The following is a 19,259-nucleotide window of genomic DNA, read 5'->3' on the forward strand; positions in this document are numbered from 1 at the left end:
GAATGAAAATAATTTTTATTGGAAGCACCTGCTTTTGCTTTTTTTTTTTAGCCCTTGTGAATGCTGCATACTTAAGCTATCGATATAAACAGGTGTTCTAACCATTAACATACCAAAAAATAAAGATAATTTTTGTTTATCAGTCTCATTTGGAAATTCTTTATTTAAAAGTCTTTTAAATGCAGGTGAAGCTGGAGTTTCAACAGTTTTTTCAAAGTAATTTTCAATTTCATCTTTAGCATTTTTCATTACTTTCTAAATGGTATAACTTTTTAACCAATCCCATATCACCGGGCGCACCATCAACAGGTTGCATAGGATTTGTTTTATCGTACATCCAAACCCGAGAATTAGAATCACAAAAACCCTTAAGGTAGAAACGTGGTAGATAATGATTTCTTTTTTTTGTTTTAATCATAAATTTTCTCTTTAGATTTACCCCAACATATAAATTAATTTGTTTGTATGAAAAGTTAAAATTTGACCTCCAACAATTGAGCTAGCCCAGATAAGCAAACTGTAGAACTAGAACCAAGTTTCAAATATTAAGGACTCAGATGACGTGGATAAAATTTTAGATATTTGATCTTGTAGTTGTTCTGTCCTCCATTCAACTAATTTCAATCTGATGAGATAGTTTTGCTCGGTAATAGAGAGTTTTTCAATTTGCGGGTCTATATTTAATTCTGCTTGAAATGTTGATTCGTTTTGAAAGGATTCTGATAGCTTTGTTTTAAGTTCTTTATAATTTATTGGGGACGAGCTTTGAATGAGTGAATTAACTGACGCGAAATTATATTGTTCACTTTGTACTTGACTGGCAACGAGCAACTGATTTTGCCATACCGATTATTTGACTAATTGAGAAGACAATCACAATAAAACAGGCAATGAATACAAGCAGCGGCGCATAAATAGCTGCTAACTTATTTTGATCTTTAGTCGTCATTTGATAACTCATCTTTGTTATAAATTTTGAAAAAGATTATTAGCGTGATTTTAAAGCCCCCATCCATAATCTTTTTAAAATAGATCAGCATTCTGGTAATTGCTCTAGATTGTCCGTTTCTATGCCATTTGCAATAGTTCGGAGATATGCATCATTAGGTGTTAATATCCCATATCCGCGATTTACTACAATTACATTTATGGGATTTTGGGTGATTTGATCTTTAACATAGAAAGTACATTGCTTATTTGTAATCATTTGAATTGCTTGTTGAATACTTATTATTTGCTTTGATTGTCCATTTCTGTAACATATATGTGTGATTTTGTCATTTCCTAGTAGTAACCCCTTTGGTTTTTGTATACAAACAATTTCATATGAAATCATTATAAATCTTCCTTAATAAAATAGTTTTATAATATTCAGATTATAGATTATGAAAGAGGTAACAAAATATTAGGTGGTAAAGAAAATGACTTTCGGCATTTCACTCCAAACTTCGACACATATTCGACACGAAAAATTTAAGATTTAGAACAGAGAGCTTAGAAGCCTTGTGGGATATGGCTCCCCGGGACGGGCTCGAACCGCCGACCTAATGATTAACAGTCAAATGGAATGGACCTGGCAGCTTAGATTCAACCACGTCATTCCTGTCGGACGCAGGAATGACGTGATTCTGGAGCGTCAGATAGACGACGCTTATTCCCAGGCTGGTATTGCTGCGTCACCAAATAACTCTTTGGCTTTTGCTTTGACTTGAGGTGATTGGAAAGCCTTAACAAACTCTTCGAGTTGTACTTTCTTTTCACTGTTTTGATTAATGACAATTAAATTGGCATAGGGTGAGTTTTTATCCTCAACAAAAATGGCGTCTTTAAGTGGGTCAAGGCCGGCTGGAATGGCGAATGTAGTGTTGATGATCGCTGCATCCACATCATCCAGCACGCGCGGCAATTGGCCTGCGTCCATTTCCTTGATTTGCAGGTGTTTGGGATTTTCGGAAATATCCGCAACAGTCATTGTAGTGTCGTCTTTCTTTAATTGAATCAAGCCGGCTTTTTGCATTAAAAGAAGGGCTCTTTCCTCGTTACTGGGATCATTTGGAATAGCGATGATGGCATTATCGCCGATTTCGCTGATAGCTTTATGTTTGCTGGAGTAGATCCCTGTTGGGTAAACAAAGGTTTTGCCAATAGGTTCGAGCGTATAGCCGTGGGCTTTCATGGAGGCTTTCAAATAGGGAAGATGCTGATAGACGTTGGCATCAATGCTCCCATCCTGTAGCGCTTCATTTGGCAAGTTATAGTCATTGAATTCAACAATTTTTACTGCTAAATCATATTGTGTCAGTGCTACTTCTTTGGCGGCTTCCACCAGGTCGGTTTCCGGGCCGGAGATGGTTCCTATAATCAGAGTATTAGGGGAGGGCTTACTGCATGCCAATAAACTAAGACTTAGAAAAATAATGGAAAATAAGCGCATGAAAAATCTCCTGTTAACAATGAGTGTAGCGTCTGGTCAATCGGTCACCTGCCATTTGTAATAACTGGACGATACCGACAAGAATGATTACGGTGACGATCATTACGGTCGAATTAAAGCGCTGATAGCCGTAACGGATAGCCAGATCTCCAAGACCGCCTCCGCCGATTGTACCGGCCATTGCGGTATAGTTAACCAGCGCTATAGCAGTCACCGTGGTGGCCTGGATGAGCGATGGGAAGGCTTCGGGTAGTAAAATGTGTTTAATCATTTGCCAGGTATTTGCGCCCATGGAAAAGCCGGTTTCAATCAGGCCAGCGGGAAGTCCCTGATAAATATTATCCACCAGACGTGCATAAAAAGGGATAGCACCAATGGTTAAGGGAACAATAGCGGCATTGATTCCAATGGACGTGCCTATCAAGAGGCGTGTGAAGGGAATTAAGGCGACCAGTAATATAATAAAGGGAATTGAACGTGTAAAATTAATCAGGCCGGCGGTAAAACGATTAATCCAGGCATGCGGTCTTATTCTGGAGGAAGTAAATAATAAGGTACCCAGGGGCAGACCCAGTAAAGTTGCCAGAATAGTGCTTACTGCCGTCATATAAACTGTCTCAAGACTGGCTTGAACAACATCATAAAGCAGGTTCAGTGACATAACCTAAAATCTCCACAGTTAAATTGGCTTTCTCACAACGCTCAATAAAAGCAGTTAACAAGTTGTCATCCGCTATCAGTTCTACAACCAGCACCCCACAGGTCACCGTATCGAAACGATCAATATTAGCCAGCAGAATGTTAATATCAATATGCAATTCCCGACTGGTTTTACTAATGAAGGGTACGGTGGCATTGTCGCCCTGAAAGAGTAAACGCAGCAGAGGTTTATTATTGGGTTTCTGAGTCAGTGTGCCAGCCAGGCATGGTGGTAATTGCGGGCTTAATTGGGAATATAACATATTCCTTGCCAGACTTTGGGGATCCTTAAATGCACTGGCCAGCGAAGTAACCTCAATAATCTGGCCTTTTTCCATAACCGCCAGGCGATGGCAAATTCGCTTTACTACATCCATTTCATGGGTAATCAGAACGATGGTAATCCCATAGACTCCATTTATTTTTTTTAACAGCGATAAAATGGACTCGGTGGTTTCAGGATCCAGGGCCGAGGTTGCTTCGTCACAAAGAAGGATTTTGGGTGAACAGCTCAAAGCACGCGCAATGGCGACCCGTTGCTTCTGACCTCCGCTTAATTGGGCTGGATAGGCATGTTTTTTGTCCTGCAATTCGACCAGTGGTAATAATTCTTCAATCTTTATGGCGATTTCATCTTCGCTGATGCCCTGTATCCGCATGGGCAGTGCGATATTGTCATACACGGTCTTTGATTGCAGGAGATTAAAATGCTGAAAAATCATGGCTATTTTATGGCGGGCCTGTCGCAGCTCAGATTCGGTCAGTGAAGTCATTGCTTTATTGTCAACGAGAACTTCGCCTGAATCTGGCCGTTCAAGCAAATTGATACTGCGCAGTAAAGTAGATTTTCCAGCACCACTGCGGCCAATTATGCCAAATATTTCACCTTCCTGAATGAATAAACTGACGTTATTCAGAGCAGTTACCTGATGGTAAGATTTGTGAAGCCCAACTAATTCAATCATATGTCTATATTACCTACGAGGAGTACAGCAGGCGGGAATAGGGCAGGATGGGATGTGTGATCCGCTTTAGCCGTTTTACAAAAACCAGAGACTGGTCTTGTGCGCCCGCAAGCTGAAATTTCAAATCGGCGCAATGGATTAATAATACGCTATTTTTTCAATAAGGGGAATATATTTTTTAAATTTTGCTATGTTTTTGAGCAAGATAGCAGAGAGAAGAAGTTCATATGAATTTGACTTTCATTAAAGTTCTTGGCATCTTAACGCTTTTTTAGCAAGGAGCAGTAATGAAGAAAACAGTCCTCTCTTTAATGGCAGCAGCCGCTTTCTCTGTTCAGGCAGCTGAGCTGACCAGTTTTCCAGAGGTTGCCGATGCAGTGAGTCACGGACAAGTCTTAAGTTTTGTCTGGTCGGTTAAAAACTGTGTCTCGGAAATGCCTTTACCTGATGTCACAACCTCTATACAACCCAACGCTGTAATGCTGATAGCAGGTCAACTGGTCACCGCTTCAGATCGTCATTTTACCCTGAACGACCCATTTCTGCCTGGAACACCTGCCTTTGGCTATAGCAAATTTGAGCTGACAGCGGACGGTAAGGCTGCATTGAAAATTACATTAATGCGTGCTGCTGACTACAGCAAGGTTAAGGAATATAGCATCCAATGTCATCTGGGAAATGGTTTGAATATTTTTACCGCGGGCTAATAGTGGTCTGAAACTAACCTTGATGCATTGCGCATCAAGGTTATTGACCATTACTGCTTTAATTCTTCTCTATTCCGGTAATACTCCAGTGCTTCCGGGTTTGCCAGAGAACTTAAATTGCTGACTGTCTCACCATGAACTACCTGTCTAACCGCGACTTCAACAATTTTCCCGCTCATCGTTCGCGGAATATCCGCCACTTGCAAAATCCTGGCCGGCACGTGTCGAGGTGAGGCATTTTTGCGGATAATATCCCGTATTTTATGTTGTAATTCCTCAGTCAATTGATAACCATTACGCAGCTTGACGAATAAAACGACTCGTACATCGTCCTCCCATTTCTGGGCAATTACGATGCTTTCCAGCACCTCTTCCACTTTTTCGACCTGACGATAGATTTCAGCGGTGCCTATTCTTACGCCGCCGGGATTTAATACTGCATCGGAACGCCCATAAATAATCAGGCCTTTGTGCGGTGTAAGTTCAGCAAAATCACCATGAGCCCATACCTTTTCAAATCGTTCAAAATAAGCATGCTTATAGGCTTTTTTATCAGGATCATTCCAAAAGCCTATGGGCATTGAGGGAAATGCCTGAGTGCATACCAGCTCCCCGCATTCTTCCTGTACCGCCTGACCTTCTTCATTATAAATTTTCACTGCCATGCCTAAACCGCGGCATTGCAGTTCGCCGCGGTAAACGGGCAGTATCGGGTTACCCAATGCAAAGCAGGAGACGATGTCTGTGCCGCCGGAAATTGAACTTAACTGCACATCGGATTTGATTTGCTGATAGACAAAATCATAATTTTTGGGCAGCAGCGGGGAACCTGTCGATAAAATAGCTTTTAATGAGGGCATGGAATAGCGCGAGCCTGGAGTGGCTCCCGCTTTTTCAACAGCAGAGAGAAACTTGGCACTGGTTCCAAACACGGTAACCCCTTCTTCATCTGCCAATTGAAATAACCGATAGGCGTCAGGAAAATTGGGAGCCCCTTCATAAAGGGTTAATGTCGCGCCTAAGGCCAGCACAGAAACCATCCAGTTCCACATCATCCAGCCGCAGGTTGTATAAAAACAAAGGTTATCCTGTTCTGAAATATTACTGTGCAGCCCAAGTTCCTTAATATGCTGCAATAAAGTGCCGCCAGCGCCGTGCATGATACATTTGGGCTTACCGGTTGTTCCTGATGAGAAAAGAATATAAAGCGGATGCGCAAAAGGCAGGGAGGTAAACTGGCAATCTGCAGCAGGCTTAAGAAAGTCTTGCCACCAGACGGCCTTATCGATTGCGTCGATATTAAAAGGCTCATTGATGATCGGGGAAATAATGACCTGCTGTATAGAGGGAATCGCTTTTTTTAATTCTGCAATTTTGTCTTCGGCGAGATGTGTTTTGCCCATATACTGGTGGCCATTACAGGCAAATAAAACTTTGGGTTCAACCTGGCCAAGCCGGTCAATGGCCGCCTGAGCGCCGAAATCGGGGGAGCAGGACGACCAGATTGCACCCACTGAGCTGGTTGCCAGCATGGCGATGATGGTATGGGCGACATTGGGCATAATAGCGGCCACTCGGTCGCCTTTGCAAACGCCGGCATCGAGAAGACCCTGGGTACAATAGGCCACTTGCTGTCGTAATTGTTTATAGCTTAGCTGTTCACGTTTTCCATTTTCATCAATACTTACAATGGCGGGGTAATCGTCATTGCGTTTCAATAATTGGCTGGCGAAATTAAAGCGTGCTCCTTCAAACCATCTGGCTTCCAGCATATGCTCATGATGATTTAAAACCTCTTCAGCTGAATCATCCCATTCTATGCCGAAAAAATCCGCTATGGCTTGCCAGAATTGTGCAGGTTCCTGGATAGACCAGTCATATAATTGCTCATAGTGATTAAAATCCAATGAGAAGGATTTTTCAACGTAGCGCATAAATTGCCACATTCTGCTTTCTTCAGAATGCTTGGGCTGCCAAACAGGAATGTTCATAATGCTTCCTTTCTTGAAACAATAGTTTATCTGGACACGGGTTGCTGCTGAGTTATACAGTGTATTCCACCGCCGCCAGCAAACACATCCAGTGCGTCGATTTGGCTGATCCGACAGGTGGGAAACAGTTGTTTAAACAGAACAAACGCGGCTTCATCGTAACTTGCATGGCCGAAAGAAGGCATTACAATACCCTGGTTGGCGCGATAGAAGTTAATATAGGATAAGGTGAGACGCTCATCATTCATATAAGTGGCGGGGGGCTGTTCGACAGTGACTACCTCCAGTGCACGTCCTTTGGCGTCACGAGCGGTTTTTAAAATTTCCAGGTTTTCCTGAAGCAGGTAATAGTTAGCATCCGTTTTGTCGCTGGTGGTCAGGGCTAATACTTTGGCTGGCTCAATGAAGCAGGCGATTTCATCGATGTGTCCATCAGTTTCGTCGCCAATTAATCCTCTATTTAGCCAAATCGCTTGTTCTGTTCCCAGAAACTCATGTAAATAACTTTCGATCTGATGCTGGCCGAGCTGAGGATTACGATTTTTGTTGAGCAGGCATTCACGGGTAGTCAGAACAGTGCCCTCGCCATCGACGTGAAACGAGCCGCCTTCCATAACCAGCGGTGCTTTAAAATAGCGGGCCTCAGTATAATGAATAAGGGCTTTGGCAATTTCCTGATCCAGTTCATACTCGAGATAGTTTCCACCCCAGGCGTTATGGATCCAGTCAATTCCTGCCAGCTCATATTGATCATTAAGAAGGAAAGTCGCTCCGGTATCCCGTGTCCAGGAGTCATCCAGGGGCAAAGGGATTATGCGGACACTGTCATTACAGTATTCTGCCACCTGCGCTTCTTCACCAGGCTGAACCAGCATCATCACTGGCTCGTATTGACTTATAGCCTTGGCGACTTTTGCATACGCTTTTCGGGCGCGTTCCAGCCCAATTGCTGACCAGGTTTGTAAATGGCGTGGCCAGGCCATCCAGCAAGCTGCATGAGGATACCATTCGGCGGGCATGTAATATCCGGCTTGTCGCGGAGTAATCATAAAGATCCCTTTGTTTTGTTGCTGTTAAGATAAGTCAGTTGTGAAAATACACTACGCAATTCATTTAAATAGGTGTTAATGCTTTCCTCAGGAAGATCCGTGTTTAACAATTGTTTCTCATAAGATTGCAGCAATCTTTTTGTATCATAATGAGCCATATTTAACACATTGGTTACAGTATCCCCGCTGACCAAATCATTAATTTCAAACCCTTGATTATCTGACAATTTTACATCGAGGGAATTGGTATCGCCAAATAAATTATGCAGATTACCGAGAATTTCCTGGTAGGCTCCTACCATAAAAAAAGCAATCGCATAGGGATTTTGCGGGTCAAAATGGGGCAGCATTAATGTCGGATGTATACGTGAACTGCCTGTATACTGTTTAAGAGTGCCATCAGAGTCACAGGTTAAATCCTGTAAGATACTGTGCATTGCAGGCGCTTCGGTTAAATGAGTAATAGGCGCTACTGGAAAAATCTGGCCAATGGCCCAGGCATCTGGCAGTGACTGAAAAAAAGAAAGGTTGCAAAAAATTTTGGCGGCCATTTGCTCATGAATTAAAGCAATTAATTCATTATCTCCTGGACTCTCCGGATCGAGCCTATTCTGAATTTCCAGACAAATTACAGTAAAAAGCTGCTCAACTTTCGCTTTTTCCTGAAGGCTTATCACGCCATGCTTAAACATTGAGTGGGCTTCATCAAGCGAATGCCGGGCATAATTGTAAATTTCACTCGGTAAGCTGTCACTAATGGATTGATAGGTATCCCAGATATCCCGGATGACGTGTGAATCATTGGCGTCGATTTTAGGTAAAGAAGACGATTTTCTGATAATTTCCACATCGGTGATATTGGATATCAGTACCGCATGATGTGCCGTCAAGGCACGGCCAGATTCAGAGATAATATCCGGCTCTGGCATATTGGCTTCTTCACACATGTGCCGAAGTGCCAGCAGAATATTGGTCGCATATTCATTGACGGTATAATTCATTGAGCAGCCGGTACTCGAGCGAGTGCCTTCGTAGTCCACTCCTAATCCGCCGCCGACATCAATAGTGCCAATTGGGGCCTCGAGCCGTCTTAATTCAACATAATAGCGGCCAACTTCCAGCATACAGTGGCGAATATCATGAATATTGGCAATTTGTGAGCCTAAATGACAGTGCATAAGCTGAAGGCAGTCTAATGCGTTATGCGCTTTCAGCTTGCTGACTACCTCGAGCACCTGTTCGGCATTCAGCCCGAATTTTGACTTTGCTCCTCCTGTATTTTCCCACTTGCCAGCGCCTTTGGTAACCAGTCGAATGCGGATGCCGATGCTGGGTTTAACACCCAGACGAGCAGCTTCTTTGAGTAAAATCTCAAGTTCGGATTGTTTTTCAATGACTATAAAAACCTGATGCCCCATTTGCTGAGCAATAAGCGCAATACGAATATAGCCGCTATCTTTATAGCCATTGCATACGATGGTTGTTCTTTGATGGCTAAGCATACCGATAACAGCCATTAACTCCGGTTTGCTTCCCGCCTCAAGGCCTACGCTGAAATGCGGCGATTTAAGCAGTTCGCGGACCACGCATTGCTCCTGGTTGACCTTGATTGGATAAACCAGTTTGTATCTTCCCTGATAATTAATTTCCTCAATCGCTTCATAAAAGGCTTCATGAAGTTTTGCGACCCGATCATGCAGAATATCGACAAATCGAATAAGTAAAGGTAGTTGCAGACCGGCGCGGCTGGCACTATTAACAATGGCTTGAAGCTCTACACCCGGCTTATGCGGATGTTTGCTGACTTCAATATTGCCCTTGTTATTGATTGAAAAATAGCCTTCTCCCCAATGGGAGATATTATAAAAATTCTCGGAAGATGGTTGGATAGGCATCAGGGGCATCCTGTTGGTTGATGAGGTTTCAACAAGTCATGATAAGTTGCTGGCTGTCTTTGTTTTGGGAATGGAAATAATCGACCCCATAAGTCTCTTTGATTAAAATCGAGTTCTGCAACCACTACTGCGGGTTCATGGCGGGGAGCCTCGGCAATAATTTCACCAAAGGGATTTGAAATAAAACTGCTGCCGTAAAATTCCAGGCCTTCTTCTGTGCCAATCCGGTTGACGGCGATGATAAAGCAGTTAGCCATAATACCCTGAGCAATCATCACTTTCTGCCACATCGGTTGACTGTCAAATTCCGGTGCAGTGGGTTCGGCGCCAATGGCGGTAGGATAAATTAAAAGTTCTGCCCCTTTAAGGCCATAAATACGGGACAACTCGGGAAACCATTGATCATAACAAGTCGGAAGCCCGGCCTGATGATCGGCAATCCTGTGGATCGGATAGTCAGAATCTCCCGGTTTAAAATAATAATCCTCATGGTATTTTTCGCCGCTAGGGATGTGTTGTTTACGTGTGACAGCTATTAACTCACCCTTGTTATCGAAAGCGACTGCCGTGTTATAGCCCTCTTTCTCAAACAATGAAGCAGTAATAGTAGCATTTGCGGTTTTTGCCATCTGGCCTACAAACTGGGCGGTGGGACCTGTTTTGATATCTTCCATATAGGGTTCTGGATCAACAGAAGGACTGGTACAGAAGTAGGGGGACAGGGTTAATTCCTGCAGACAAATCAGTTTAGCTCCTTGTCTGGCCGCATGAAGAATACCTTTACTCAATTCTTCCTTGTGCTTGTCAGTATTTGGATACCACTGCTGTTGAACTAATCCTACTGTTAATTTTTTACTATCCACTTTTTCACCTGACTTCGTTGAGAGTTAGAAAAAATAAGTGTGAATATTACACCGGTTTTTAGAAATTCATACAGTAAAGAATCGTTAAAGGAATGAAAAAATTTGTAATTCCCCAGTGCGTCATCCTGAGCGTAGCAAAGGATCTGAAACTGCTTAGAGCTGAGCCAGATTCAGGAGATCCTTCACTACGTTCAGGATGACGTTGAGGACGATTTTATCAATTGAGCTCTTGACTAGCTGCCGCCTTCCGGAGGGCTTGCTACTTCTGTCGGTACTGAAGCATTGGTTGAGCCTGTTTCAACGGAGTGAAAACCCTTGTAATTATAAAAGGCGAGGGCGGCTATAAGTATAATGATAAGCAGGCTGATAATGCCAATAATTTTATTTCTGTTATCCATAAAAAGCTCCGTAAGTTTGCTGCGCCTGCATTGCTGACTGGCAATTGTGTTCGGTTCTTTTAGTAATTATATATCCTGTAGTCTGAGATAGGGCGGGGAATCTCGGTTTTTTTCAAAAAACATACAATTTTTTAAGGATTTGCCAAAAGTGCTGTAGCGACTTTGGACTGATTTTTTTTACCCAGGATTTTACAAATCATATCGCCGGCAGCCACAATTTTATAGATATCAACCCCTGTTTCTATTCCTAATCCGTGCATGAGATAAAGCACATCTTCAGTCGCAACGTTTCCGGCTGAACCGCGCGCATATGGACATCCGCCAAGTCCGGCCACGGAGCTGTCGAAGCGGCTAACCCCCAACTGCAGTGAGGTATAAATATTGGCAACTGCTTGCCCATAGGTATCGTGAAAATGCATGGCTAGCTGGTGTCGGGGTAAAATTTCAAGAATTTCTGAAATCAATCGGTGTGTCTGTTTAGGTGTTCCAACGCCAATTGTATCCCCCAGACAGACTTCGGTTGCTCCAAGCTCAAGCAGCATTCGCATAACGCTGACGACCTGCGCCGGGACGATAGTGCCTTCGTAAGGACAGCCAAGCGCACAGGAAATATAGGCTCTGACCGGCATTTTTCGTTCTTTGGCGATATCCATTACCGGCTCGAAACGGCGAATGCTCTCGGTAATTGAACAATTGATATTGTATTGATTAAAAGCTTCGCTGGCGGAAGTAAAGAGCGCGATTTCTTTAACTTCGCAACTCAAAGCTTTTTCCATGCCTTTCATGTTAGGCACAAGAGCCGATAAATGAATGTTATCGGATTTGTTAATTGATTTGAAAACCTCTTCGCAGTCTGCGAGCTGTGGTATGGCTTTAGCTGATACAAAGCTGGTTGCTTCGATAAAACGAAGGCCGCTTTCACTGAGTAAATTAATCAGTTCGATTTTGGCTGCCGTAGGCACAAAGACTTGTTCATTCTGCAAGCCGTCACGCGGGCCTACTTCTACTATCGTAACTTGTTGTGGATAGCTCATTTCAGTCTATTCCTATCGTTTCGCCGAAACTGTTTATCGAATGGTTTTCTGTATTTCGCGCAGATGTGCACTTGCATCATGTAAGCTTCAGCAATTCCTCACCTTCATTCACCTGGGAGCCGATGCTGTAATATAATTCCGTTATAACCCCATCTTTGGGAGCGCGGATGCTGTGTTCCATTTTCATGGCTTCCAAAATCAGTAATTGCTCTCCTTTTTTTACCACATCTCCTTCATTTTTTAAAATAGCAACTACGGTGGCGGGCATCGGCGCTGTTAAACGGCCACCCTGATTAGCTGTGTCGGCATGACTTGTTTGCCAGCTAAAGCGTTCAATTTGTACATTAGCTGTTGTATTGTAGATTTCAATCTGACCATCTCTGTCTACAACCCAGGCAGAACGCCGTTGTTGACCATCATTGATTGTTAAACGCTGATTTTGATAGGAGGCAGACAGATTCCAGGTTTTGTCCTGAATATGGGCAATAAATTCCTGGCCATTGACGGCAATAATTTTAACTTCTTTAAGTTCCTCCCCCAGTGTATAGCGGAAAAACCAGAAGCCTTCCAAATTCAGCTGCCAGGCAAAATTCTCACGAAATAATGGATCCTGTTCCTGGTTGACTAATCTTAAATAGTCATAAGCCGCAGAAAATAATAAGCACTCCTGCTCATCAGACTTTTCTATTTCAATCGTTTCACGGCTAAGAAAATCAGTGCCCAAATCCCCCTTGATAAACCGAGGATGATTGCAAATGGCCTGCAAGAAGCCGATATTGGTTTTTAAACCGCCCACAGCATAAGATTTAAGAGCTTGCTGCAGACGTTGAATTGCTTCAAGCCGTGTTTCTCCCCAGACGATCAGCTTTGCAATCATCGGATCGTAATATTGGCTAATTGTTGAGCCAGTGCTTACGCCTGTATCAATGCGCACACCCTCTCCACAAGGCTCTTTCAAAAAATTGATTTTTCCAATGGAAGGAATAAAGTTCTGTGCCGGATCTTCAGCGTAAACCCGGCATTCAATGGCATGGCCTGTCGCCTGAATATTCTCCTGCTTAAGGGGCAGGGGTAAATTAGCAGCAATTTTGATTTGCCAGGCGACTAAGTCAAGTCCGGTGATCATTTCGGTTACGGGATGCTCCACCTGCAGACGAGTGTTCATTTCCATAAAATAAAACTGATTATCTCCAGCGACTAAAAATTCGACTGTACCGGCGCCGCGGTACTGAATTGAACGGGCTACTTCGCAGGCAGCCTCCGCAAGACCTTGTTTTAGTTCTGTATCTAAACCGGGAGCAGGGGCTTCCTCAATAATTTTCTGATGACGACGCTGGATGGAACAATCCCGCTCGAAGAGATGAACAACCTCTCCATGCTGATCGGCCATGATTTGTACTTCCACATGACGTGGGTTCAAAACCAGCTTTTCAATAATCATGGTATCATCAGCAAAACTTGCCTTGGCTTCACGCCGGGCTCCTGCCAATGCAGAATCAAATTCAGCAAGCTCATGAACTGCCCGCATTCCCTTACCTCCGCCTCCGGCAGCCGCTTTTAGCAGAATGGGGAACCCGATACGGTTTGCTTCTTCCTTAAGACGCTCATCGCTCTGATCGCCGCCGTGGTAACCTGGAGTTAATGGAACAGCGCTTCCCTCCAGTAATTGCTTGGCTAACTGTTTTGAAGCCATTGCTTCAAGCGCTTTAATAGTAGGGCCGATAAAAACAATATCTTCTTTTTCACAGGCTGCTGCAAACTGTGGGTTTTCTGATAAAAAACCATAGCCGGGATGAATAGCCTCTGCCTTCGCTTTTTTTGCGATGTCTATGATCGCATGGATATTTAAATAGCTTGCCAGGGCCGGGGAGTCTCCTACCCAATAGGCTTCATCAGCCTGCCTGACATGTTGGCTCTCTTTATCCGCTGTTGAATAAATGGCAACAGTGGTAATTCCCATGCTTTTTGCCGTGCGAATGATTCGACAGGCAATTTCACCGCGATTAGCGATAAGAATTTTATTAAACATGAAAATCCTTAGTTCCAGTTAGGGGGTTCTTTATTTAAAAACGCATGCAGGCCGCGCTGTCCTTCCTCAGAAACCCTTTTTGCAGCAATAATGGCAGCTGTCTCTTCAATAAGCTGCTCATCAATGGGTCTTGATGCCACCCGCTCAATCAGCGATTTACAATCAATAATAGCCTGGGGTGCGAGATGGCTGAGTTTGCTGGCATAATCCAGCGCAAATGAATCCAGTAAATAATCATCAATATAATGATGAACCAGATTATATTGTTTTGCTTGTTCCCCATCGAATACTTCAGCACTCATGAACAGCCATTTGGTTAATCGCTCACCAATTGCTTTGATTATATAGGGGCTAATCACAGCAGGTATAAGGCCTAGCTTAACTTCAGAAAAACAAAAACGCGCGGAATGGCCGGCAATAGCAATATCACAGGCAGCCACTAGTCCTACTCCGCCGCCATAAGCGGCTCCCTGTACCGCGGCGATTGTCGGTTTAGGGCAGGAATACAGAGTATTCATAAGTTTTGCGAGAATCATGGCATCGGCCAGATTTTCCTCTTGCGTGAACTGAGCCATTCGCTGCATCCACTGCAAATCAGCACCTGCTGAAAAATGGCGGCCATTGGCGCGCAGTAAAATCACAGAAACTGCAGGATCCTGGATTGCTTTTTCCAGACTGCTTTGCATTATTCTTAATAATTCATCATCAAAGGCGTTATTCTTTTCGATTCGATTCAGACTGATTTCAAAAACCTGTCCTTTTAATTCACATTCCAGGTCGCTCATTTTTATCCTTACATTCTGAATATGCCAAAGCGGGTTTGGTCAACGGGGGCGTTTAGAGCTGCCGACAAGCTTAAGCCCAGAATACGGCGAGTGTCTGAAGGGGCAATGACGCCGTCATCCCATAGTCTGGCACTTGCATAGTAGGGATTCCCCTGTGCTTCGTATTGCGCCCGTAAACTGGCTTTGAAGGCTTCTTCCTGCTCAGGCGGCCATTCGGTGGCATGTTTACTGTGTTTATCGCGATTGATTTGAGCTAAAACATTCGCAGCCTGATCACCACCCATGACTGAAATTCGTGCATTGGGCCAGGACCATAAAAAACGCGGATCATAAGCACGGCCGCACATGGCATAATTTCCAGCGCCAAAACTTCCGCCGACAATCACAGTAAATTTGGGCACCTGAGTGGTGGCTACTGCGGTAACCATTTTTGCGCCATGCTTGGCAATTCCGGCTGCTTCGTATTTACTACCGACCATAAAGCCAGTGATATTCTGCAGGAATATAAGGGGAATATTACGTTGAGAGCATAACTCGATAAAATGGGTTCCTTTCAAAGCACTTTCACCGAATAAAATTCCATTATTAGCCACAATACCCACCGGATAGCCATATAAATGGGCAAAACCGCATATTAATGTGGTCCCGAACAATGCTTTGAATTCATCAAATTCTGAACCATCCACAATTCGGGCGATGATCTCGCGAATATCAAAAGGTTTGCGGAGATCAGTTGGAATAATCCCATTTAATTCGCTGCTATCGTAAAGTGGTTCGATGCTTTCTCTTCGCTGGAGTACGCGCGGTTTTTGCCGGTTCAAATGACTGATAGCGACCCGTGCCAAATGCAGAGCGTGTGCATCGTTATCAGCATAATGATCGGCGACCCCCGATTGCCTGCAATGCACCTCGGCACCTCCCAACTCCTCGGCACTGATTATTTCGCCGGTTGCGGCTTTAACCAGGGGAGGGCCGCCCAGAAAAATAGTGGCCTGATTTTTAACCATAATCGATTCATCCGCCATTGCGGGTACATAAGCACCCCCTGCGGTACAGGAACCCATTACAACCGCTATTTGCGGAATGTTTTTCGCTGAAAGATTGGCCTGATTATAAAAAATACGACCAAAATGATCGCGATCAGGAAAGACTTCATCCTGACGCGGGAGAAAAGCACCTCCCGAATCCACCAGATAAACACAGGGCAGATAATTCTTTTCAGCGATTTCCTGGGCGCGCAGATGTTTTTTTACTGTTAGAGGATAATAAGTGCCTCCTTTAACGGTGGCATCATTAATCACAATCATACATTCAGTTTGATGAATACGACCAATGCCGGTAATGATGCCGGCTGCGGGAACATTATCATTGTAGACCTGATAGGCGGCCAGTTGTGATAATTCTAGAAAGGGGCTGCCTGGATCAAGTAATTGCTGCAAGCGCTCACGTGGTAATAATTTTCCATGCTCTAAATGGCGCTGTCTTGCCTTTTCATCTCCCCCCAGAGCAATCTGGCGGATTGTATTCTGCAAATTGTCCAGCAGCGATTGCATCGCGGCGGCATTTTCTCTGAAATCCTTGCTTGCAGGGTTAATTTGACTGCTTAACTTTGACATTGATTTACCTTAACGTATCAAAATGTTGCTGAGTACAATGACGAGCCATAAACACCAGGTCAATTCGAGAAAATAAGGCATTGGTCTTCCCTTAATTGGACGATAAATCAAGGCGGGAACCAATGCAATAATAATTGGTATAAAAGTCAGCAGAATAATTTTGCGAATTAATACACCCACTCCGGTATGAGTGAACAAAGGGCTAAGTTTTATATTGATGTAGGTATAAAACAAATCGATATAAAGGATCAGGGTGTGTGCAAATTTGGCGAATACGACAACCAAAATGGTTAGAACCAGATAAATAAGGCTTTGTCTAAGCATAACTCTCCATTTAAAACAACAAAAGGGTTTGACAAATAGTCACATGAAGGCGAATCTGTCATCCTGCGTTCACAGAAGATGACAGATTCTTAAACTGCAGGTTATTACACCAGCTCAATAGCCATTGCTATCCCTTCGCCTCCACCGATGCAAAGCGCTGCAATACCTCGTGATTTTTGCTGTCTTTGCAGAGCATGCAACAGAGTCACCATCACGCGTGTGCCGGATGCTCCAATAGGATGCCCCAGGGCGCAGGCGCCGCCGTGAATATTAACTTTGGAATCATCGAGTTCCAGTTGCGTGATAGCCGCCATAGCCACTACAGCAAAAGCCTCATTGATTTCAAATAAATCAACATCCTGATGCTGCCATCCTGCTTTATTCATAACCTTGCGGATTGCGTCAACAGGTGCTGTGGTGAACCATTCGGGAGCTTGAGAATGGGTAGCCTGAGCAACAATACGCGCCATCGGTTTGATGCCTAATTTTCGCGCGTGACCGGCGCTTGTGATAATGATGCTTGCTGCTCCATCGGAAATAGAACTGGAGTTTGCTGCCGTCACTGTTCCATCTGCCTTGAAAGCAGGTTTCAATTGTGAAATCTTGGAAAGTTTGCTTTCATCCGGGCCTTCATCCATGGATACAATGGTATCACCCTTGCGTCCGGCAATGGTCACAGCTGTAATTTCTGCCAGAAAAGCATTATCTTGCTGAGCTTGCAAGGCGCGAGTTAAAGAGCGTACTGCAAATTCATCCTGCTGGCTTCGGCTGAATTGGAAATGACGAGCAGTCGCTTCAGCAAAACAGCCCATCAATTGTCCACGCTCATAGGCATCTTCCAAACCATCCAGAAACATATGATCTTTCAGTTCGCCATGGCCCAAGCGATAGCCAGAGCGGGCTTTAGCCAATAAGTAAGGGGCATTACTCATGCTTTCCATACCGCTTGCCAGAACTACATTTGCGGAACCTGCCTTGATCATGTCATGACCCAGCATAATGGATTTCATACCGGAACCGCACATTTTATTAATCGTGGTTGCTCCTGCTGAATGGGGTATGCCTGCTTTAATCGCTGCTTGTCTGGCCGGAGCTTGTCCAATCCCTGCCTGTAATACACAACCGGAAATGACCTGATCAATTTCTGCAGGATTAATATTGGCCTGTTCCATTGCGGCCTTGTGAGCAATTGCTCCCAGCTCAGGTGCAGTTAAACTGGATAAAGAACCAAGCATTCCTCCCATTGGGGTTCTTTTTGCGGCAATAATGACAACATCATTTTGATCCATTTGAATTTTTCCTTATTCAGTTTCTTTAAAAAGTTCACGACCAATCAACATTCGTCTGACTTCCGAGGTGCCAGCGCCTATTTCATAGAGTTTGGCATCTCGCAGCAGTCGTCCGGTCGGGTATTCATTAATGTAACCATTCCCACCTAAAATCTGAATGGCTTCCAATGCCATTTGTGTTGCTCTTTCTGCGGTGTATAAAATCACTCCGGCTGCATCTTTGCGGCTCACCTGATGTTTGTCACAGGCTGCGGCAACACCGTAGGCATAAGCCCGGCTTGCGCTAAGCTGGGTATACATGTCAGCCAGTTTGCCCTGAATAAACTGAAATTCACCAATAGGTTTATCAAATTGCTTACGCTCATGAACATAAGGCAAAACCACATCGAGGCAAGCTTGCATAATACCTACAGGGCCCGCGGAAAGAATGGTTCGCTCATAGTCCAGGCCGCTCATCAATACCCTGGCTCCCTGATTCAGTTCGCCAAGAATATTTTCAGCGGGAACTTCACAATTATTAAAAACCAGTTCGCAGGTGTTGGAGCCGCGCATTCCCAGTTTGTCTAATTTCTGTGCTGTTTTAAATCCTGGAAAGCCTTTTTCAATAATAAATGCAGTGATGCCTTTGCTTCCCGCATCTTTCTCTGTTTTGGCGTAGACAACCAGCACATCGGCATCGGGCCCATTGGTAATCCACATTTTGGTGCCGTTTAAGATAAAATGGTCGCCGGAACGTTTCGCCTGTAATTGCATGCTCATGACATCCGAGCCGGAATTGGCTTCGCTCATGGCTAATGCCCCTACAAACTCGCCGCTTATCAGCCGGGGTAAATACTTTTCTTTTTGTGCCGGACTGGCATTTAAGGATATTTGATTGACGCAAAGATTGGAGTGGGCACCGAAGCTTAGACCGACTGAGGCAGATGCGCGCGAGATCTCTTCCATAGCGATAACATGAGCGAGATAACCCATATCGGCTCCGCCATATTCTTCACCGGCGGTGATTCCTAACAGGCCCATTTCCCCTAATTTACGCCATAAAAAATGGGGAAACTTGTTTTCCTCATCAATTTGGGCAGCCAAAGGCGCAATTTCTTTTTGGGCAAATTGGTAAACACTGTCACGTAATAAATCAATTGTTTCGCCTAACTGAAATTGTAAACCAGTATACATGATGACTT

20 protein-coding genes are annotated in these 19,259 nt (G+C 44.1%); 1 reads left to right on the forward strand and 19 read right to left on the reverse strand.

All coding sequences use genetic code 11. The annotated features are described in order from the left end of the window. Positions 1-15 precede the first annotated feature (15 nt). The 7 genes from LXA66_RS13655 to LXA66_RS13685 form a co-directional block, all read right to left on the reverse strand. Positions 16-249 (reverse strand): DUF4238 domain-containing protein, encoded by a 234-nt coding sequence (locus tag LXA66_RS13655; RefSeq protein ID WP_233013599.1) that lies wholly within the window; start codon positions 247-249, stop codon positions 16-18. Further along, positions 236-418, reverse strand: coding sequence for a DUF4238 domain-containing protein (locus LXA66_RS13660; protein ID WP_233013601.1), 183 nt, complete (start codon positions 416-418; stop codon positions 236-238). Before LXA66_RS13660 ends, LXA66_RS13655 begins: the two co-directional genes overlap by 14 nt. Positions 419-802: 384 nt before the next feature. Next, entirely contained in the window at positions 803-949 is a 147-nt protein-coding gene (locus LXA66_RS13665; RefSeq protein ID WP_233013602.1) for a hypothetical protein, read from the reverse strand. An 84-nt stretch (positions 950-1,033) separates the two neighbouring features. Continuing rightward, complete coding sequence (locus LXA66_RS13670) at positions 1,034-1,336, reverse strand: DUF3892 domain-containing protein (protein WP_233013603.1); 303 nt, start codon at positions 1,334-1,336, stop codon at positions 1,034-1,036. A gap of 315 nt (positions 1,337-1,651) precedes the next feature. Continuing rightward, on the reverse strand, positions 1,652-2,434 hold the full coding sequence (locus LXA66_RS13675; protein WP_233013604.1) for a MetQ/NlpA family ABC transporter substrate-binding protein: 783 nt from the start codon (positions 2,432-2,434) through the stop codon (positions 1,652-1,654). A gap of 13 nt (positions 2,435-2,447) precedes the next feature. After that, positions 2,448-3,095, reverse strand: a complete 648-nt coding sequence (locus LXA66_RS13680; protein ID WP_112218289.1) for a methionine ABC transporter permease — start codon at positions 3,093-3,095, stop codon at positions 2,448-2,450. Further along, positions 3,073-4,098 carry a methionine ABC transporter ATP-binding protein gene (locus LXA66_RS13685; RefSeq protein ID WP_233013605.1) on the reverse strand — a complete coding sequence of 342 codons (1,026 nt, stop codon included), beginning with the start codon at positions 4,096-4,098 and terminating at the stop codon, positions 3,073-3,075. The genes LXA66_RS13680 and LXA66_RS13685 overlap by 23 nt, the downstream gene beginning before the upstream one ends. A 287-nt stretch (positions 4,099-4,385) precedes the next feature. On the opposite strand from LXA66_RS13685, the gene LXA66_RS13690 reads away from it, so the two are divergent. Then, a complete protein-coding gene (locus LXA66_RS13690; protein ID WP_233013606.1) occupies positions 4,386-4,805 on the forward strand; it encodes a VirK family protein in 420 nt (139 codons plus the stop codon). 50 nt (positions 4,806-4,855) lie between these two features. On the opposite strand, the gene LXA66_RS13695 is transcribed toward LXA66_RS13690, so the two are convergent. From LXA66_RS13695 to LXA66_RS13750, 12 genes are all read right to left on the reverse strand, one after another. After that, positions 4,856-6,796 carry an acetoacetate--CoA ligase gene (locus tag LXA66_RS13695; RefSeq protein WP_233013607.1) on the reverse strand — a complete coding sequence of 647 codons (1,941 nt, stop codon included), beginning with the start codon at positions 6,794-6,796 and terminating at the stop codon, positions 4,856-4,858. Between the two features lie 26 nt (positions 6,797-6,822). Continuing rightward, positions 6,823-7,845, reverse strand: a complete 1,023-nt coding sequence (locus LXA66_RS13700; RefSeq protein WP_255665371.1) for an agmatine/peptidylarginine deiminase — start codon at positions 7,843-7,845, stop codon at positions 6,823-6,825. Further along, positions 7,842-9,740 (reverse strand): biosynthetic arginine decarboxylase, encoded by a 1,899-nt coding sequence (gene speA, locus LXA66_RS13705; RefSeq protein ID WP_233013608.1) that lies wholly within the window; start codon positions 9,738-9,740, stop codon positions 7,842-7,844. The genes LXA66_RS13700 and speA overlap by 4 nt, the downstream gene beginning before the upstream one ends. Next, positions 9,740-10,603: a carbon-nitrogen hydrolase gene (locus LXA66_RS13710; RefSeq protein WP_233013609.1), complete on the reverse strand. Its 864-nt coding sequence runs from the start codon at positions 10,601-10,603 to the stop codon at positions 9,740-9,742. Before LXA66_RS13710 ends, speA begins: the two co-directional genes overlap by 1 nt. Before the next feature lie 233 nt (positions 10,604-10,836). Beyond that, on the reverse strand, positions 10,837-11,001 hold the full coding sequence (locus LXA66_RS13715; protein WP_233013610.1) for a hypothetical protein: 165 nt from the start codon (positions 10,999-11,001) through the stop codon (positions 10,837-10,839). A 131-nt stretch (positions 11,002-11,132) separates the two neighbouring features. Continuing rightward, positions 11,133-12,035 (reverse strand): hydroxymethylglutaryl-CoA lyase, encoded by a 903-nt coding sequence (locus LXA66_RS13720; protein ID WP_233013611.1) that lies wholly within the window; start codon positions 12,033-12,035, stop codon positions 11,133-11,135. A gap of 76 nt (positions 12,036-12,111) precedes the next feature. Continuing rightward, the gene (locus LXA66_RS13725; protein WP_233013612.1) at positions 12,112-14,064 is read right to left on the reverse strand and encodes an acetyl-CoA carboxylase biotin carboxylase subunit; all 1,953 of its coding nucleotides are present in this window, start codon (positions 14,062-14,064) and stop codon (positions 12,112-12,114) included. Between the two features lie 8 nt (positions 14,065-14,072). Next, complete coding sequence (locus LXA66_RS13730) at positions 14,073-14,849, reverse strand: enoyl-CoA hydratase-related protein (protein ID WP_233013613.1); 777 nt, start codon at positions 14,847-14,849, stop codon at positions 14,073-14,075. An 8-nt stretch (positions 14,850-14,857) separates the two neighbouring features. Beyond that, on the reverse strand, positions 14,858-16,465 hold the full coding sequence (locus LXA66_RS13735; protein WP_233013614.1) for a carboxyl transferase domain-containing protein: 1,608 nt from the start codon (positions 16,463-16,465) through the stop codon (positions 14,858-14,860). Between the two features lie 9 nt (positions 16,466-16,474). After that, positions 16,475-16,789, reverse strand: coding sequence for a hypothetical protein (locus tag LXA66_RS13740; RefSeq protein ID WP_112218278.1), 315 nt, complete (start codon positions 16,787-16,789; stop codon positions 16,475-16,477). Between the two features lie 104 nt (positions 16,790-16,893). Continuing rightward, positions 16,894-18,078 carry an acetyl-CoA C-acyltransferase gene (locus tag LXA66_RS13745; RefSeq protein ID WP_233013615.1) on the reverse strand — a complete coding sequence of 395 codons (1,185 nt, stop codon included), beginning with the start codon at positions 18,076-18,078 and terminating at the stop codon, positions 16,894-16,896. A gap of 12 nt (positions 18,079-18,090) precedes the next feature. Continuing rightward, positions 18,091-19,251: an isovaleryl-CoA dehydrogenase gene (locus LXA66_RS13750; RefSeq protein ID WP_255665372.1), complete on the reverse strand. Its 1,161-nt coding sequence runs from the start codon at positions 19,249-19,251 to the stop codon at positions 18,091-18,093. Positions 19,252-19,259: the final 8 nt, after the last annotated feature.

This window comes from Legionella sp. 16cNR16C (assembly GCF_021297775.1).
GTDB lineage: Bacteria > Pseudomonadota > Gammaproteobacteria > Legionellales > Legionellaceae > Legionella_C > Legionella_C quinlivanii_A.

What these genes read in the sequence shown, in the direction of transcription:
- LXA66_RS13655 (WP_233013599.1), bottom strand. Translation starts at nt 249, where the DNA reads ATGAAAAATGCTAAAGATGAAATTGAAAATTACTTTGAAAAAACTGTT.
- LXA66_RS13660 (WP_233013601.1), bottom strand. Translation starts at nt 418, where the DNA reads ATGATTAAAACAAAAAAAAGAAATCATTATCTACCACGTTTCTACCTT.
- LXA66_RS13665 (WP_233013602.1), bottom strand. Translation starts at nt 949, where the DNA reads ATGACGACTAAAGATCAAAATAAGTTAGCAGCTATTTATGCGCCGCTG.
- LXA66_RS13670 (WP_233013603.1), bottom strand. Translation starts at nt 1,336, where the DNA reads ATGATTTCATATGAAATTGTTTGTATACAAAAACCAAAGGGGTTACTA.
- LXA66_RS13675 (WP_233013604.1), bottom strand. Translation starts at nt 2,434, where the DNA reads ATGCGCTTATTTTCCATTATTTTTCTAAGTCTTAGTTTATTGGCATGC.
- LXA66_RS13680 (WP_112218289.1), bottom strand. Translation starts at nt 3,095, where the DNA reads ATGTCACTGAACCTGCTTTATGATGTTGTTCAAGCCAGTCTTGAGACA.
- LXA66_RS13685 (WP_233013605.1), bottom strand. Translation starts at nt 4,098, where the DNA reads ATGATTGAATTAGTTGGGCTTCACAAATCTTACCATCAGGTAACTGCT.
- LXA66_RS13690 (WP_233013606.1), top strand. Translation starts at nt 4,386, where the DNA reads ATGAAGAAAACAGTCCTCTCTTTAATGGCAGCAGCCGCTTTCTCTGTT.
- LXA66_RS13695 (WP_233013607.1), bottom strand. Translation starts at nt 6,796, where the DNA reads ATGAACATTCCTGTTTGGCAGCCCAAGCATTCTGAAGAAAGCAGAATG.
- LXA66_RS13700 (WP_255665371.1), bottom strand. Translation starts at nt 7,845, where the DNA reads ATGATTACTCCGCGACAAGCCGGATATTACATGCCCGCCGAATGGTAT.
- speA (WP_233013608.1), bottom strand. Translation starts at nt 9,740, where the DNA reads ATGCCTATCCAACCATCTTCCGAGAATTTTTATAATATCTCCCATTGG.
- LXA66_RS13715 (WP_233013610.1), bottom strand. Translation starts at nt 11,001, where the DNA reads ATGGATAACAGAAATAAAATTATTGGCATTATCAGCCTGCTTATCATT.
- LXA66_RS13720 (WP_233013611.1), bottom strand. Translation starts at nt 12,035, where the DNA reads ATGAGCTATCCACAACAAGTTACGATAGTAGAAGTAGGCCCGCGTGAC.
- LXA66_RS13725 (WP_233013612.1), bottom strand. Translation starts at nt 14,064, where the DNA reads ATGTTTAATAAAATTCTTATCGCTAATCGCGGTGAAATTGCCTGTCGA.
- LXA66_RS13730 (WP_233013613.1), bottom strand. Translation starts at nt 14,849, where the DNA reads ATGAGCGACCTGGAATGTGAATTAAAAGGACAGGTTTTTGAAATCAGT.
- LXA66_RS13735 (WP_233013614.1), bottom strand. Translation starts at nt 16,465, where the DNA reads ATGTCAAAGTTAAGCAGTCAAATTAACCCTGCAAGCAAGGATTTCAGA.
- LXA66_RS13740 (WP_112218278.1), bottom strand. Translation starts at nt 16,789, where the DNA reads ATGCTTAGACAAAGCCTTATTTATCTGGTTCTAACCATTTTGGTTGTC.
- LXA66_RS13745 (WP_233013615.1), bottom strand. Translation starts at nt 18,078, where the DNA reads ATGGATCAAAATGATGTTGTCATTATTGCCGCAAAAAGAACCCCAATG.
- LXA66_RS13750 (WP_255665372.1), bottom strand. Translation starts at nt 19,251, where the DNA reads ATGTATACTGGTTTACAATTTCAGTTAGGCGAAACAATTGATTTATTA.